Source organism: Gilliamella sp. ESL0232 (assembly GCF_013346885.1).
GTDB classification, from domain to species: domain Bacteria; phylum Pseudomonadota; class Gammaproteobacteria; order Enterobacterales; family Orbaceae; genus Gilliamella; species Gilliamella bombi.
The window spans coordinates 1-16,705 of sequence record NZ_JAAEDW010000005.1 but is presented as its reverse complement, the minus strand read 5'-3'; the positions used below and the strand labels follow the sequence as shown (position 1 = coordinate 16,705).

General features: G+C 34.5%; 11 protein-coding genes and 1 tRNA gene. 6 read left to right on the top strand and 6 right to left on the bottom strand.

Going from position 1 to position 16,705, the window contains the following annotated elements; translation table 11 throughout:
* Positions 1-24: 24 nt before the first annotated feature.
* A complete protein-coding gene (gene recN, locus GYW75_RS06505; RefSeq protein WP_174798825.1) occupies positions 25-1,686 on the bottom strand; it encodes a DNA repair protein RecN in 1,662 nt (553 codons plus the stop codon).
* Positions 1,687-2,164: 478 nt separating this feature from the next.
* On the opposite strand from recN, the gene GYW75_RS06500 reads away from it, so the two are divergent.
* From GYW75_RS06500 to metF, 4 genes are all read left to right on the top strand, one after another.
* Positions 2,165-4,579 (top strand): AAA family ATPase, encoded by a 2,415-nt coding sequence (locus GYW75_RS06500; RefSeq protein ID WP_202983936.1) that lies wholly within the window; start codon positions 2,165-2,167, stop codon positions 4,577-4,579.
* Positions 4,580-5,012: 433 nt separating this feature from the next.
* A complete protein-coding gene (locus tag GYW75_RS06495; RefSeq protein WP_065561279.1) occupies positions 5,013-5,564 on the top strand; it encodes a YagU family protein in 552 nt (183 codons plus the stop codon).
* Between the two features lie 173 nt (positions 5,565-5,737).
* Entirely contained in the window at positions 5,738-8,011 is a 2,274-nt protein-coding gene (gene metE / locus GYW75_RS06490; protein WP_085164627.1) for a 5-methyltetrahydropteroyltriglutamate--homocysteine S-methyltransferase, read from the top strand.
* Positions 8,012-8,146: 135 nt separating this feature from the next.
* Complete coding sequence (gene metF / locus GYW75_RS06485) at positions 8,147-9,022, top strand: methylenetetrahydrofolate reductase [NAD(P)H] (RefSeq protein WP_085164636.1); 876 nt, start codon at positions 8,147-8,149, stop codon at positions 9,020-9,022.
* Positions 9,023-9,103: 81 nt separating this feature from the next.
* Here the strand turns inward: metF and GYW75_RS06480 are convergent.
* Positions 9,104-9,180 (bottom strand) — tRNA-Met (locus tag GYW75_RS06480).
* Between the two features lie 391 nt (positions 9,181-9,571).
* On the opposite strand from GYW75_RS06480, the gene GYW75_RS06475 reads away from it, so the two are divergent.
* On the top strand, positions 9,572-9,880 hold the full coding sequence (locus GYW75_RS06475) for a hypothetical protein (protein ID WP_065590221.1): 309 nt from the start codon (positions 9,572-9,574) through the stop codon (positions 9,878-9,880).
* 479 nt (positions 9,881-10,359) lie between these two features.
* On the top strand, positions 10,360-11,757 hold the full coding sequence (locus GYW75_RS06470) for an FAD-binding oxidoreductase (RefSeq protein ID WP_174798824.1): 1,398 nt from the start codon (positions 10,360-10,362) through the stop codon (positions 11,755-11,757).
* Positions 11,758-11,966: 209 nt separating this feature from the next.
* Here GYW75_RS06470 and GYW75_RS06465 read toward each other — a convergent pair whose 3' ends face one another.
* The 4 genes from GYW75_RS06465 to GYW75_RS06450 form a co-directional block, all read right to left on the bottom strand.
* Positions 11,967-14,156: a heavy metal translocating P-type ATPase gene (locus tag GYW75_RS06465; RefSeq protein WP_174798823.1), complete on the bottom strand. Its 2,190-nt coding sequence runs from the start codon at positions 14,154-14,156 to the stop codon at positions 11,967-11,969.
* A 132-nt stretch (positions 14,157-14,288) separates the two neighbouring features.
* Positions 14,289-15,092 (bottom strand): inositol-1-monophosphatase, encoded by an 804-nt coding sequence (gene suhB, locus GYW75_RS06460; protein ID WP_034909524.1) that lies wholly within the window; start codon positions 15,090-15,092, stop codon positions 14,289-14,291.
* Between the two features lie 137 nt (positions 15,093-15,229).
* Positions 15,230-15,376, bottom strand: coding sequence for a hypothetical protein (locus GYW75_RS06455; RefSeq protein WP_167370059.1), 147 nt, complete (start codon positions 15,374-15,376; stop codon positions 15,230-15,232).
* Between the two features lie 105 nt (positions 15,377-15,481).
* Positions 15,482-16,468 carry a hypothetical protein gene (locus GYW75_RS06450; RefSeq protein WP_238786421.1) on the bottom strand — a complete coding sequence of 329 codons (987 nt, stop codon included), beginning with the start codon at positions 16,466-16,468 and terminating at the stop codon, positions 15,482-15,484.
* Between the last annotated feature and the right edge of the window lie 237 nt (positions 16,469-16,705).

The following is a 16,705-nucleotide window of genomic DNA, read 5'->3' as shown; positions in this document are numbered from 1 at the left end:
AAGCGTTATATTACCACAATTAAGTTAGATAATAAGTAGCTCTTTCGCATTGGCTAATGTTGCGTCTGTAATTTTATCGCCGCCTAATAATCTCGCTAACTCGTTTAATCGCCCATTTTCGTTTAATTTTTGCATATCTGTAGTGGTTTTTTTACCATTAGTTTGTTTACTAACAAAATAGTGTTGATTAGCTTGTCCTGCAACTTGTGGTAAATGAGTAACGGTAATTACTTGAGTTGATTGTCCAAGCTGCCTTAATAGTTGCCCCACTTTTGCGGCGGTTGGACCGCTGATCCCAACATCGATTTCATCAAAGATTAGAGCTGGCGTATCCATTTTTTGCGCAGTTAAAACTTGAATTGCCAAAGCAATACGCGACAACTCACCGCCTGAAGCCACTTTAGCCAGAGGTTGGGGGCTTTGTCCTACATTAGTACTAACTAAAAAAATGACTTGATCAGCACCATCTTCATTTAATCGATTTTCATCAAAAGCAACATCAATACTAAATTGACCATTGGGCATAGATAATTCATGCATAATAGTGGTTACTTTTTTAGCTAATGTTTTGCTTATTGTTAACCTTTTTTGATGCAATTTTGTAGCAATTTCAACGGCGATTTGATGGTATTTAGTAATATCATTTTTAAGTTGTTCACTTTGTTCATCTTGCTGATTAATTTGTTTAAATTCAGCTAACAAAGTTTGATGTAAATCTGGCAATTCTTCGGGCAAGACATGATGTTTACGCGCCAAAGCAATCTGTTTAGATAACCGCTGTTCTAGTTGCATGACTCGAGCAGGATCAAGTTCTAAACGTTCACTATAATGACGAAGCTCATCACTTGCTTCTTTAATTTGAATAGATGCCTCTTCCAACATGTTATAAACATTATTTAACGTAGGATCGAGCGAGGTTAGTTCTTGAACACTATTTTTCACACTGCTTAGTAAATTACTGACGTTATAGTCGTCTGCCTCGTCTAACAACATGACAGATTGCTGGCTTAGATTAATTAACTGTTCGCTATTAGATAACCGTTTGTACTCTTCATCAATTTGTTGAAACTCCCCTTCAATGGGCGAAAATTCATTAAGTTCTTTTAATTGATATTGCAAAAGCTGCATATGCGCATCACGCTCTTGCCTTGTTGTTTCGTATTGTTGGTAAGCCCGAGTTGCCTCTTTCCATTGCCTATAGGCTTGATGCATTTGAGCAAGTAGTGTTGATTCATTCATATAATGATTTAACAACAACTGCTGATAATCACTGCGTAACAGGCGTTGATGCTCATGTTGCCCATGAACTTGAATCAACATTTGCCCCAAATCTTTTAATTGCGAAATAGGAACAGCTCGACCATTAATAAACGCTTTAGAACGCCCATCTTGATTAATTACTCGTCGCAAAATGCACTCATTGCCCTCATCAAGTTGGTTTTCGCGTAACCAATTAAAAGCCGCTGGCGTATCATCAAGCACAAAACAAGCCGAAATATCAACACGATCAGCCCCATGCCGAATAGATGAAGCATCAGAACGATTTCCTAAACATAATCCCAATGCATCAATAGCAATCGACTTCCCTGCTCCTGTTTCCCCCGTAATAGCGGTCATCCCAGTAGTAAAGTCGACAAGAAGTTGATCTACAATAGCAAAATTATTAATAGTTAGTTGAGTTATCATAATAAATTAATACATAAGGCTAGTTATAATATTGGCAGTATAGCAGTAAAAACACTGTAAATAAATACAGTTTTTTTTGTTTTTTGAGATGTTATTTGTGAGAGTGTTCACAATCCGTATACATATGTTGTTCTAATTGTGTTAGCTCATATAAAAACCAATCAAAATTGGTGTATAACTTCTTCGCAATGAAACCATTTTTATCATTTCCCCCATTAACTGCCTCACAGCCATAATAATTCTCAGCTCTTGGACTAATAATAAAGAGCGTTTTATATTGAATAAATAAAATATTGACCGTTAATTGATGTTGTAATAGATTAAAAAGATTGTTTTTTACTCACTTTTCTTTAGTTGTTAATTAAAAATTATGCCTATAAGGTAAATCTATAGAAATAAGCATTATTGAATATTTTGTTAGAAATAATTATATCTTTGCTCAAAAAAATAATTTGATGTTACATAAGGATCAAAAATAGTGAAAATTTTAAAAATAAAACGAATCGAGAATTTTGGAATTTTTCGAAATTTTGAATGGGATAATGAATTAGCTTATCTACAAGATAATAAAACAGAAATATATAATTTTAAAAAGATTAATATTTTTTATGGTAGAAATTATTCTGGGAAAACTAGTCTTTCTAAAATAATTAGATCATTAGAAACTAAAAACATCTCTAGCAAATATGAAAATCCTGAGTTTGAAATTTGCTTAGAAAATAATAAAACCATTAAACAATCTGAGCTTGATTCCTTTTCTTATCCAATTTATGTTTATAACTCTGATTTTGTTAAGGAAAACTTAAAGTTTATTTATGATGATTCACAATATATTGAATCATTTTCAGTTACTTTAGGCGACGAAAACCAAAAAGTTTTGAATCGTATTCAAGAATTAAACGATAAGCTTGGCACAGATAAACAAGATGCTGAAACTGGTATATATTTATCCATTAAAAAAAAACAAAAAGATTTGAATAAGGCAACGGATGTTTGTTCCGATAAGCAAAAAGAACTCGATAAATTACTTTCAGATAGAGCTACAAAAAGTGAAGATTCTATAAGAAAACAACCTGAAAAATATGGTGATCAAAATTATACTATTACAAAACTAAAAGGAAAAGATATACCTAAGGTTTTAAAATCAACTTATAAATCATTAGATAAAAACCAAAAATATTCATATGAAAAACTTATTTTACAAGTAGAAAAAGAAACTCCTAATAAGATCCCTTCGTTTGTAATCAATTACCAAACGATAATTAAATCAGTTAAAGAGATACTTAACACTCAAATTGGAAAATCGAGAAAAATAGAGGAATTGGTTAATAATGGTCATCTCAATAAATGGGTTGAAGAGGGTATGCATTACCATGAAAAAAGAAATATGTGCGCTTTTTGCTCAAATAGTATTTCTACCAAGCGTTTAGAGGCTCTACGTAATCACTTTGATGAAGAGTCAACAAAATTGAAAAAACGTATTATAAAAGGTATCGAATATTTAGAAAAAGAAAAAGCTTCTATGACTGTTAATATTGATGTAAATGCTTTTTATGAAAATTTTCATCCTGAGTTAAATGAATTAAAAACAGAACTTTCAAGACTTTTACAAAACCAAATCCAATCATCAGATATTCTTATATCTTACTTAACGAAAAAGCAAGAACAATTATTTAGTGTGTTGGAATTTTCACCCCCAGCGGATTATTCTGAGGCAATAACAAAAAAACTAGAACAGATTGAAAACATTAGACAAAAGCATATTGAATTAACAGCCAATTTAAATCATCAAAAAAAAGTAGCGAAAGATCATCTACGCTTAAATAATGTTTATAATTTTTTAAAAGATATCAATTATAGCGATAAATTAGCTGAGATAGAAAAGCTTAAGACTGCTATTCCACCATTAGAAAGTGAATTGCAATCATACATAAAAGAAAAGGATCGTATTCTCAACGAAATTAAGTTAGAAGAAAATAAACTGAAATCTGAACAAGAGGCTTGTAATCGTATTAATAAAATACTACAACATGATTTTGGTCATAACGCTTTGAGTCTAGAAGCAAAAGAACTAGATGATCCTCAAAATAAAATTATCAAATTTGAAATTAAACGAAATGGTATTAAAGCACATAATTTAAGTGAAGGAGAGTGTAGTCTTATTGCCTTTTGTTATTTTTTAACAAAAATCCAAGATGATCTTGAGCAAGATAAAAACCCAATTATTTGGATAGATGATCCAATCTGTAGTTTAGATAGTAACCATATCTTCTTTATTTTTTCTTTAATTCAGAAAAGAATTTGTAAAAATAAAAAATATAAGCAATTATTTATTTCAACTCATAGCTTAGAATTTTTAAAGTATTTAACAAATCTTGATAAAGAAAATAGAAATAAAAAATGTAGTTACTATTTAATTGAACGAAATGATCGTATTTCGACAATAAGACGTATGCCTTTGTACTTGAGAGAATTTGTAACAGAATTTAATTTTTTATTTGGAAAAATCTATAAATGTGCAACCGTGAAAAATATTGATGATAGTAATTATGATTTATTTTATAACTTCGGTAATTATGCTCGTAAATTTTTAGAAATTTATACTTTTTACAAATTTCCATCTCCATCTTATGGAACAACCCAAGTACTGAAAAGTTTTTGGGGTGATGATCTTTATGTATTTATGACCGATAGAGTGCATAACGAATATTCCCATCTGTATGGCGTTTTAGAAAGAGGTGGGATTATTATAGATCAACCTGAAATGCAAAAATCAGCCATCGCAATAATAAAAAAAGTTCAAGAAGATATAAACCAATATAATGCATTGTTAGAAAGTATTGATATTGAGATACCAGACGATTCTTTGTATCCAAAAGAAGTAGAAGTATAAAAGTGATTATAATTTAAGCGCCTATTTTATAGGCACTTAAAATTAGTACTTCTATAAATTTAAGACTATTCAGCTTCCTCTGCTTTATTCCATAATTACTAAAAAACTAACTTAAAAAATTACGCTATAGAAAAAATACTGGGGTAATCAGTTTTATGAGAATAAGCTAATATCGTTTTATAACTCAATAACACATGTATATATCATCTTTACCTTCAATATAGCATTGCTATGCTCAATTATTTATTCACTGTATAGTATAGAAATACCTCTTGTAAACCACCCTCTTCAAATCGGTACAAAATGCCCCATAAATAATCACCACCACTCCTCACAATAACTTTTACACCTCCCCCAACTTATTCTTCTTTTATCCCAAATTACACAGGAGTATAATTTATACACCTATTATTATAATTATGGAAAACCCAGTATGTTTGGAAATAAAACAAATCGTCAAGTCATTATTTGGACAACAATCATTGGTGGTTTTATTAGTGCTTTAGTTAAGTGGGGATCCGAGGTTAATATGCCTCCTCGTGTCCCGGGTGAAATTTCGCCTCCAGCGGCACATATTGATGCATGGCTTGGTTGGTTAGGGATTGATTCTCATTCACTTGATTATATTTATCAAACAGCAACTGTTTCTGGTGCGGTAACGCTTTATCACTGGTTATTCAGTTTTGCTTTTGCCTTTGTTTATGTGGCTGGTGCATATTATTGCAACAAAATCCGACTATGGTATGGCGCAGTTTATGGCACGATTATTACTATCTCTATGCATGGTTTTTTAATTCCATTACTTGGCTTTCGTCATCCTGCTTATGATGCCGAAGGTACTGTTGGTTGGTTATGGAATTTAAATGGCTATGAACTTTGGAGCGAAATTTTGGGTCATATCTATTGGGGCGTTTCAATTGAAATTTGTATGATTGCCGTTCTTGCTCATTTTTCAAGACCTATTCGTGGCGAGTGGCGTCAATAATTTAAGCTAAATCACTTAATACTAAATCCTACTATTTAGCTATAGTGGGATTTTTTATTTTATCAGTTATAGTTAAAAACTATATTAACCAATAAAAAACTAGAATTATTCAATATCTGTTTTTTTTGTTATCTTCTTTATCACTAAAAAAAGTCGATAAAAAGGAAATAAAAATGAATACTGCTGTTATTGGATATCCTCGAGTTGGTAAGCTTCGTGAACTTAAATTTGCAACAGAAGCCTATTTTAAAGGTAATAAAACACAAGCTGAATTATTAAACGAAGCTAAAGCGCTACGAGCTGAGCATTTAAAACAACAAGCGGCTCAAAAAATTGCCTTTATTTCATCTAATGATTTTTCATTCTATGATGCGGTGTTAGATACAGCGTGTTTACTTAATGTTATTCCAAAACGTTACCAAGATTTAGGTTTACCTGAACTTGACCGTTATTTTGCGATGGCACGTGGTTATCAGGGTGAAAAAGGCGATGTGCGAGCACTCGCTATGAAAAAATGGTTTAACACCAATTACCACTATTTAGTACCTGAAATTGAAGATTCAGTACAAATTAAGTTAACAGGCACTAAACCTTTTGACGAATATCAAGAAGCTAAAGCGTTAGGTGTACAAACCAAGCCGGTTGTGATTGGTGCATTAACCTTTTTTAAATTAGCGCAGTATTTAAGTAAAAAACAGCTTGTTGATTTTAAAGCCGATATTATTAAAGCTTATCAAGACATCATCCAAAAATTCACAACACTTGGTGCTGAGTGGATCCAAATTGATGAACCTATTTTAGTCACTGACCTAAATAAAGACGATATCGCTTTATTTACCGAACTTTATCAAGCGATTTTATCGGTAAAAGGACAAACTAAGATTGTTTTACAAACTTATTTTGGTGATGTACGTGATTGTTATAAAGAACTTGTCGCTTTACCTTTTGATGGTATTGGTCTTGATTTTGTTGAAGGTAAACAATCATTAGCTTTACTTGAAAACAATGGTTTCCCTGCCGATAAAGTGTTATTTGCTGGTGTGGTAAATGGAAAAAATATCTGGAAAAACAATTACCAAAAAACCTTAGCATTACTTGGTAAAATCAAACAAAAAGCCGCAAATATTGTAATCAATACTTCTTGCTCATTACTGCATGTACCTTATACATTGCAAAATGAGACCAAATTAACTATTCAACAACGTGCTTATTTTGCTTTTGCACAAGAAAAGCTACAAGAACTTGCTGAACTTGGTCAATTATTTAAGGATGCAAATCCTGAAAATAATGCTGCTTATAAAGCTAACCAAACATTATTTACTCGTGAGCGCGAAGGTGCAAACCAAGCGGTACGCCAAAAAGTGGCCGCATTAAAAGATTCGGACTTTACTCGTTTACCTGAATTTTCAGTGCGTGAAGCAGCGCAGAAAAAGGCCTTTAATTTGCCACTATTACCAACAACCACTATTGGATCATTCCCACAAACACCTGATGTACGTTTAAATCGTGCTAAATTCAAAAAAGGTGAAATTTGCCTGAACGAATATACTGAGTTTAATCAACAAAAAATTGCGCAGTGTATTAAATTACAAGAAGAAATTGGCATTGATGTGTTAGTACATGGTGAATTTGAACGTAATGACATGGTCGAATATTTTGGTGAAAGCTTAAATGGCTTTGTGTTTACTGAAAAAGCATGGGTGCAATCTTATGGTACTCGTTGCGTTAAGCCACCAATTGTTTGGGGTGATATTTCACGCTCAAAACCGATTACTGTTGCATATTCAAAATATGCACAAAGCCTGACAGACAAACCAGTTAAAGGTATGTTAACAGGACCTGTGACTATTCTAAATTGGTCGTTCCCACGAGAAGATATTTCTCAAAAAGAATCGGTATTCCAAATAGCATTAGCAATTGGTGATGAAGTATTAGATCTTGAAGCAGCGGGTATTAAGATCATTCAAATTGACGAAGCGGCATTAAAAGAAAAATTACCACTACGTAAAGCAGATTGGAACAGTGAATACCTTGATTGGGCGATCCCTGCGTTTAGATTGGTACATAGCAAAGTGCAAGCAGATACGCAAATCCACACCCATATGTGTTATAGCGAATTTGCTGACATTATTAAAGATATTGATGCAATGGACGCTGATGTTATTTCGTTCGAGGCTTCTCGCTCTAATTTGCAGTTGATTGACGTACTTAATGCAAACAACTTCAAAACTGAAGTAGGACCAGGGGTTTATGACATCCATTCACCACGTGTACCACCAGTAGCCGAAATCAAAGCAACGATTGAAAAGTTACTAGCGAAGATTGATAACCAAAAATTGTGGATCAACCCAGATTGCGGTTTAAAAACTCGTGGCGAAAAAGAAGTGGTTGAAAGCTTACAACATTTAGTACAAGCCACTTTAGAAGTAAGAAAAACACTGAACTAAGTACTATTTTTACAAAGTCGTTGAGTTTTTTATTAACAAATCAGGCTTTGTTCATAGCCTTACGTTTCCGCCGCCTATTTGGGCGGCGGAAGTGTCAATAAAGGAAATGAGTGACATAACCAATGGATGAAACAAATGAAAACAAATCTACTATTTAATAAAAAAACCGTATTCTCCTTTGAGGTTTTTCCCCCTAAAAAAACCTCACCACTAGAAACAATTTATAGTACATTGCGTGAACTTGGTTATTTTAAACCTGATTTTATCAGTGTCACTTATGGTGCAGGTGGTAGCTTAAATGGTCAAACCACCATTGATATTGCCCACTCAGTCAAACACACTTATGGCATTGAAAGCGTCGCTCACTTGCCAGGGATCAATTTTGATAAAGCTGAAATGCAAAAAATCCTACATGATCTTAAATGTGCAGGAATTGATAATGTGCTCGCTTTGCGTGGTGACATCAGCCCGAATGTGCAACCTAAAGATGACTTTCGCTTTGCCAGCGAACTGGTGACATTCATTAAAGAAAACGGTGATTTTAACGTGATTGGTGCATGCTATCCCGAAGGACACCTTGAAGCAGCAACACTAAAACAAGATCTGATCCACCTAAAAGAAAAGGTCAATGCAGGTACCGATCAACTTATTTCACAGCTATTTTTTGATAATGACTATTTTTATACATTTTTAGATAAAGCTCGCGATATTGGCATTAATGTTCCAATAGAAGCAGGCATCATGCCAGTGACCAATAAAAACCAAATTGAGCGCATGGTATCGATGTGTGGGGTAAATTTACCGAAAAAATTCAAACAAATGATGGAAAAATATGAACATCATCCAGAAGCATTTCGTGATGCCGGTATTGCTTACGCAATCGATCAGATTGTTGATTTGGTTTCGCAAGATGTCGATGGCATTCACTTATACACCATGAACAATAGCTACATAGCAAGACGCATTAGCGAAGCAGTATCTACATTGCTAGCGGTGCCAAAATCGGAATAGTGATGGTATAAAAATAGTAATGGTATAAAGATAAAGTGTGATGTTTGGAGTACTGTGGAGTTGTTACGGACTAGCTAAAATTGGTTGCGGGGGCTGGATTTGAACCAACGACCTTCGGGTTATGAGCCCGACGAGCTACCAAGCTGCTCCACCCCGCGTCAAAGAAGTGGCTATATTATAGCAATAAAATAATAAAGCAATACCTATTTAGCTTAAACGCCACATTTTTAAACATTCTTGAGTTAATCTAGATTATTTTCTTACATAAACACAAATTCACTTGAAAGTTTTTAACAAAAATTTTAGTCTCTTCCAAAACCAAAGACAGCAAAATCCAACTGCGCTGAAAATAGCAATAATTTTATAACCATAGGATTTTAATAAAAAAATCAAGATAAAAACTTAAATAAAATCAATACTCTACCTGAACAATTTTGATAAGTAACACACTGATTTTTTTACATCAGTATTTCAGTACACTCAGATAAATAAACAAAAGCCATTAACATTAATATAATGATTAACAAATATCGAGGAGTGATCAACATAATGCTACTATTTGATTATCTAAAATCTACAGATATTGAATTAATCAATACTAAATTAAAAAAAGTTGCTATGACAAACTTAAAACATATTCTTAATGATCACTACACAGAATTAGAACTTAATACTAAACAAGAGACCCAAACACTTACTTTTCATGAAAGCTTAAGTGTGATTTTAACGGGAGATTATAATGAACCCGTTTTTCAAATGTGTTTAAAAATTTATAAAGATGAAATGTATCTTGGTTATTATCACTATTTAACAACATTAGACCTTACCTTTGTTGATGAATTCTTTGTTATCAGATAACCAATAAAAGCACGTTGTTTTGCATTTTATATTGAAATGCTTAAATATAGAAAAACGCCGAGTTGTTTGCACTTCATAGGTTAAAATAATCCTCTAAAAACGCATAAGGCGTTTTTCCAAAAATTGCTTTATGCGATTTAACGGTATTATAAAAATTAATAAAGCGTTCAAGTTTTTGTTTTCTACCTTTTGAATCGCTAAATATTTGCTGATTATGCCACATCGCAATTCAAAGTTCGTGTTACTCTTTCGACTTTCCATTTGTTTGTGGGTAGGCTGCTTTGGTGAATTTTTGATTAATAAGGTAGTTATGACTCATTTTTATTTTCTCACTTTTTAAGATGTTCACCACTGCTGTTTATTTTCCCATACTACTTTATTCAAAAATAAGCACATAAAAATTATAGAAGCATTGATTTATTTAATTTGTATAGATAGAATCATATTTTTAATATATCCAAAATAAATAATAACTTATAATGAAAAAATTAACTTTATTGAGCTGTTGTCTTTTCTTACTACTACCACCAAAAGCGCAAGCTGTCGTTGTAAATGATGTTACAGGTATGACACCAGTACAAGCATCTGCGATTATGCAACCAGAATCGACTCAACAGGTCTCTGAACTAGTTAAAAATACCTCTGGTCCAATTAGTATAGCTGGTGGCAAATACAGCATGGGGGGACAAACAGCAATAAACAATGGAATTCAAATAGATACACAAAAACTCAACCATGTGATTGATTTCACCCCTGAGAAGAAACTTTTAACCATTGAAACAGGCGCAACTTGGCGTCAAGTACAGGAATTGATTGATCCCTACAATTTATCGGTAAAAATCATGCAAAGCTATGCCAATTTTAGTATTGGTGGTTCGCTTAGTGTAAATGTGCATGGGCGTTATATTGGAGAAGGCCCTATGATTTTATCTGTTGAGAAGTTCAAAATTGTCCTAGCTGATGGCGCTATTGTCGAAGCCAGTCCAAAAGAAAATCAAGATATATTTTATGGCGCTATCGGCGGTTATGGTGGATTAGGCGTAATTACAGAAGTCACTTTGCGACTTGTTGATAATGTTAAAGTAAAACGCATTAGCGATGTTATGCCAATTGCCAAGTATTACCCATATTTTATGCAACAGATTCGTTCTGACAAAAGTGCCATATTCCATAACTCGGTAATTTACCCACCTGATTTTGAAGAAGTTCGTGCTGTCACTTTTAAAGAAACACAAGAACCATTGACTATTTTGGACAGATTACGCCCAATCGACCAATATTCGTTTGAACAGGAACAAAAAATAAAAATTGTCGCCTCATCAAATTTAGGCAAGCATTTACGTAAATTGTATGATGATATAGATTATACAAAACAACCAGTAATGTGGCGTAATTATGAAGCCAGTTATGATGTGTCGAATTTACAGCCAATTAAAAGCAAAAATAAAAGTTTTGCTCTGCAGGAGTATTTTATCCCCATAGAACGGTTTGAGGATTTTTATCCTGAATTAATTGCTATCCTAAAAAAACATCAGGCCAATGTGATTAATATTTCGATTCGTCATGCAAATCCTGATAACGGTTCATTACTAGCATGGGCTAAAACCGAAGTGTTTGCTTTTGTTATTTATTATCAACAAGATACTGATGAACAAAGCAAAAAGAAAGTAGGAATCTGGACACGAGAATTAATCGATGCAGTATTAGCAAAGGGTGGAAGTTATTATTTACCGTATCAATTACATGCAACTGGTGAACAATTTCAGCGCGCATACCCACAAGCAGATCGCTTTTTTAAACTTAAAGCACAATTAGACCCAGAAAATAAATTCAATAACATGCTATTAGATCGATACCACCCTAAAATAATTCAGTAAACAAAATAAGGCATATTTATCTTGTTTATTATTACTATTTAACAATATTGGACGTACTTTTTTTGATAATTTTTATACTCAAACACCATGTTACCTGAAACTTTTTAACAAGAATGTACGCTTATTTGTAGAATGAATTAAGTTAATTTGTCTTCTAATCAATATAAAGGAGGCTTAGAGCCTCCTTAATTCAAAACAAAAATCTTATATTATTGGTTTTCTGATTTTGCCTTCCAACGTTTAAGTAAAAGTGCATTGGTTACAACGCTAACACTACTTAACGCCATAGCGGCACCAGCTATCATTGGATTTAAAAATCCCAATGCCGCTAGCGGAATACCGATTAAATTATAGAAAAATGCCCAAAATAGATTTTGTTTAATTTTATTATAGGTTCGGCGCGAAATATCGATCGCATCAGCAATCAAAAATAGATTACCACGCATTAGAGTAATACTTGCTGCATGCATAGCCACATCGGTGCCTGTGCCCATAGCAATACCAATATCGGCAGCCGCCAAGGCTGGAGCATCATTAATACCATCTCCTACCATTGCCACTGTTTTATTGCCAGTTATATCTTCACTTTTTTGTAGTTGATAAATATAGTTTGCTTTATCTTGCGGTAATACTTCAGCAATAACCTTATCTAAACTTAACTGCTGCCCCACATAATTAGCCGCTTTCTGATTATCGCCAGTTAACATAACGGTTTTTACATTTAACTGATGTAATGCTTGAATAGCTTTTTCGGCCTCCTCCTTTATTACATCGGCAAAACCCAAGAGCGCTAATATCACCACATTACCTTCTGATTGCTGTTTCGCTAAAAATGAAATGGTATAACCTTTACTCGATAACTGATTAATTTTATCGTCCATACCAACAAAATAGGCATTTAATGATTTCATCCAACGCAAACTACCTAAATAATATTCGGTGTTATCAACGGTTGCCATCACTCCTGAACCAGCTACCGAAGTAATATTTTGAGCATAATGATACTCTTTAGCTTTACTTAAAATAGCTTTGGCAAGTGGATGCTCACTACCTGCTTGTAATGACGCTGCGAGCGATAAAATTTGATCGGGCGTCTCACTACCCATAACATCCATTTCAACTAATTCTGGTTTACCAATGGTTAATGTGCCTGTTTTATCAAATGCAACCATATTAATATTATGCAGTGTTTCTAATGCCTCGGCATCTTTAATTAAAATACCATGACGAGCAGCCACTCCTGTACCAACCATAATTGCTGTTGGTGTTGCCAAGCCTAATGCACAAGGGCAAGCAATCACTAACACAGCCACCGCATGGAGTAATGCTTGTTGCCAATCATGCGATATCACACCCCAAGCCAATAACGTAACAAGTGCAATCAATAAAATCACTGGCACAAAAATAGCGCTGATGCGATCAACAACTCGTTGGATTGGTGCTTTCTTAGCCTGAGCAGATTCAACCATTTCAATAATTTTAGATAAAGTAGAATCCGCTTGAATCGCTGTAGTTTTAACGATAAGTAACCCTTCGCCATTAATTGTACCGCCAGTAACAACATCATTAACAGTTTTATTTACAGGAAAACTCTCACCTGTTAGCATTGATTCATCACTACTAGATGCACCTTCAATCACAACGCCATCAACTGGAATACGCTCTCCAGGCTTAATAATAACAATATCATCCACTTTAACTTGGTTAATGGGTAAACTTATTTCTTGATTATCACGCCTTACTAAAGCAACATCAGGGCGTAGCGCAGACAGAGCCTCAATTGCTTGTGTGGTTTGATGTTTAGCTCTTGATTCTAACCACTTACCAAGCAAAATTAAGGTAATAATAATAACTGATGATTCAAAATAAAGGTGCTCATCATTGCCCATGATAAGCTGATAAACTGATAACCCATATGCCGCACTAGTACCAATGGCCACTAATAAATCCATATTACCCGACAACGCTTTAGCCGCATTAAAACCGCTTCGATAAAATTTAGCACCAAGTCCAAATTGCACAATAGATGCAATAACCAGTTGTAACCAAGCTGGCATCATCAAATGAAATCCAAAAGGTTCTAATAACATAGGTAACACAAAAGGAATGGCTAAAATAACAGAAATCACAATCGGTAAAATAGATGCTTGTTTGTTAACTTTATTTGCACCTGATTGTTGATCTGAAATTTTAATAGCGCGATAGCCCGCTTTATCAACCGCAGACATTAATGCTTCAAGTTTAACATGAGTATCTGCATTAATTGTTGCTTTCTCAGTTGCCAGATTAACACTGACATCAATCACACCATCAACTTTTTTAATTGCTTTTTCTACACGACTAACACAAGAGGCACAACTCATTCCTTCAATATTAAGATGATATTGTATTGTCTTCATAAAATGCAGCCTTAATTTTTATACGATTATTGATTAGTATATACTCAAAATTGATAACAATGCAGAAAAATACTAGACAGATCGCAAGAGTTTAACTTGCGATCAAAATAAGAGGAAATAAAAAAGATAACGTTAGTTACGTAATTTTTCGGGCCACTCGTTTTGAGTAGAAACTAATAAATCCTTAACAATTCTAGGATTACCCGCAACAACATTGCCCGAAACCATATAATTATTGCCACCTGCAAAATCGGTAATAACGCCGCCTGCTTCACGCAAAATCAACTCACCACCAGCAATATCCCATGGTTTTAAGCCAATTTCAAAAAAGCCATCTAAACGACCTGCGGCAACATAGGCAAGATCTAAAGCGGCAGAACCAGTACGACGAAAATCGCCACATCTAACAAATAATTTTTGTAATACGCCAAAATAACTATCGCTATATTGTTTAGCTTTAAACGGAAAAGCCATTGCTAGCACGCTACCGTCTAAATCTTTCGCATTACTCACTCGAATACGATAACCATTAAGTTGAGCGCCTTTACCACGAGCAGCAGTAAACAGCTCATTACTCATTGGATTATAAACAACAGCAATTTCGGTTTTACCTTTAACCCGAGCTGCGATAGACACTGCAAAATGAGGGATATTTTTAATAAAATTGGTCGTACCATCAATTGGGTCAATTATCCACTGAGTATCGGCATCATTACCTTTAGCTAAGCCGCTTTCTTCGGCAATGATAGTATGGTCAGGATAAGCTTTTTTAATTGTTTCAATAATCAAAGCTTCAGCCGCACGATCGGCATTAGTGGCAAAATCATTAGCGCCTTTGGTTTCGATTTCGATTGAACTAGGGTTTTCATAAGCCTTGATGGCTACATTACCTGCTTTACGAGCAGCACGAATAGCAATATTCAGCATCGGATGCATAAATTTATTCCAATTGATGATGTTAAAGAACGAATTATATTAGTATGCCATTTGTCATACTAAAAACTGTTATATAGTATAAAGGTTTTGTGGCCTTATTGCCAGTGTGTGTGGAGTGTTTTTCGGTAAAAAAACAGTTAAGAAAACTTTAATAAAATCATCATCTTTTCTGACTGATTTTTAGTGAAAAATAATTTCTTTTTGTTTTGGTGAATAAAATAGATTGGTGCGGTGGTTTCAGCGTCGGTGGCGGTAGGGGCGGCGCAGTTTTGTGGCTTTGCCACAACTGCGCAACCCTAAGGGGTTTGCCCTAACTTGCGCCAGAGCTTTATTCTTTTTTATATTGTTCTTTCAGACACCATAACCACCTTCTGCGCCATAAGGATTAATTAACCACCACTTAAGCAAAGACCATAGTTACCGCCGAAGTTATCAATGCGCCTATAGACGTAGCCTTTGTTCGAGCTAACAGCGTACATCATACTTTCACCTGATCGGCTGCCACTTAACCAGTAGCTGTTGTCGATGAAACCCGCATCAGCGTAGTTGCTCATGCTGCCCCACTCCGTGAAAAATCCAGCGCCTATTCGACGTTGGTATTCCCCATGTCCTGACGATGGCTTGGCGCCATCGTTCAATATGACATTTTTTCTTTTAAAACATCTGAAAAAATGATCTCCTCTTACACCACACTTCGCATTGGTTAAATCACTTGCCCTCGGCATGTGATAACCCAAACCACTACACCATGCGGACTGTTCATTATAATATTCAAGTACAACCCGATTGACGAACCACTTCCTCAACTCAAATCCATATTTTACTAACTCATAACCATCTTTATCTCTACCCACTAACTCAAACGTCTGCGGTAACCTTGGCCTAACTATTCGGCCAGGTCTGAACCTTTGATTTCTTGCCTCTGGACCTGTTAGCCTAACACGTGCTACAACTTGTCCCCTATCTTCATAAGGAATCCAGCCATCATTAGGTACAACATTTATCACGCTTGCAGTAATTCCCTCATGCCTGACAGGTGCCCATGTCAATTCTCTTACATCTATTCCTGTAATGAGTAAATCAAAATATAAATTATCCGCACCTGTAGTTGGGAAATTGAGGTTATATGATCCTGGATTGGTTGATTGAACTAAAAAGCCCTTCTTAGGATTCCATATGTTAGCAGGGCCTGCGTATTTTCCCTTACCCTGATATAGATTCGGCCTTACATAACGAATAACTGGCATAACTGGCTCCGCTGGTAATGGTTCGGATAGTAATATTATTGCATCACTACGATTACCCGCTCGATACTTTTTGCCATTCGCCTGTACATTCCATGACGATGACAATAATAACAGTGCTAATACTAGCAAAGCTGTTTTAGGTGATTTGAGCGGTAATTTCGATAATTCGTTGAGAGATAATTTGGAAGGTATAAATAAGTTTCGTGAAAAAACTCGCCGAATAAGATTATTTGATAAACTTAAGACATAGGTTTGCCAGTGCTGGTGTCTGGTGTCTGGTGTCTAAAATGATAATGCATTATGGTTCACCTGTCAAGTAATTATTTGTTTTATTTATATTTTTATAATTATTTGCTTGTTTAATAA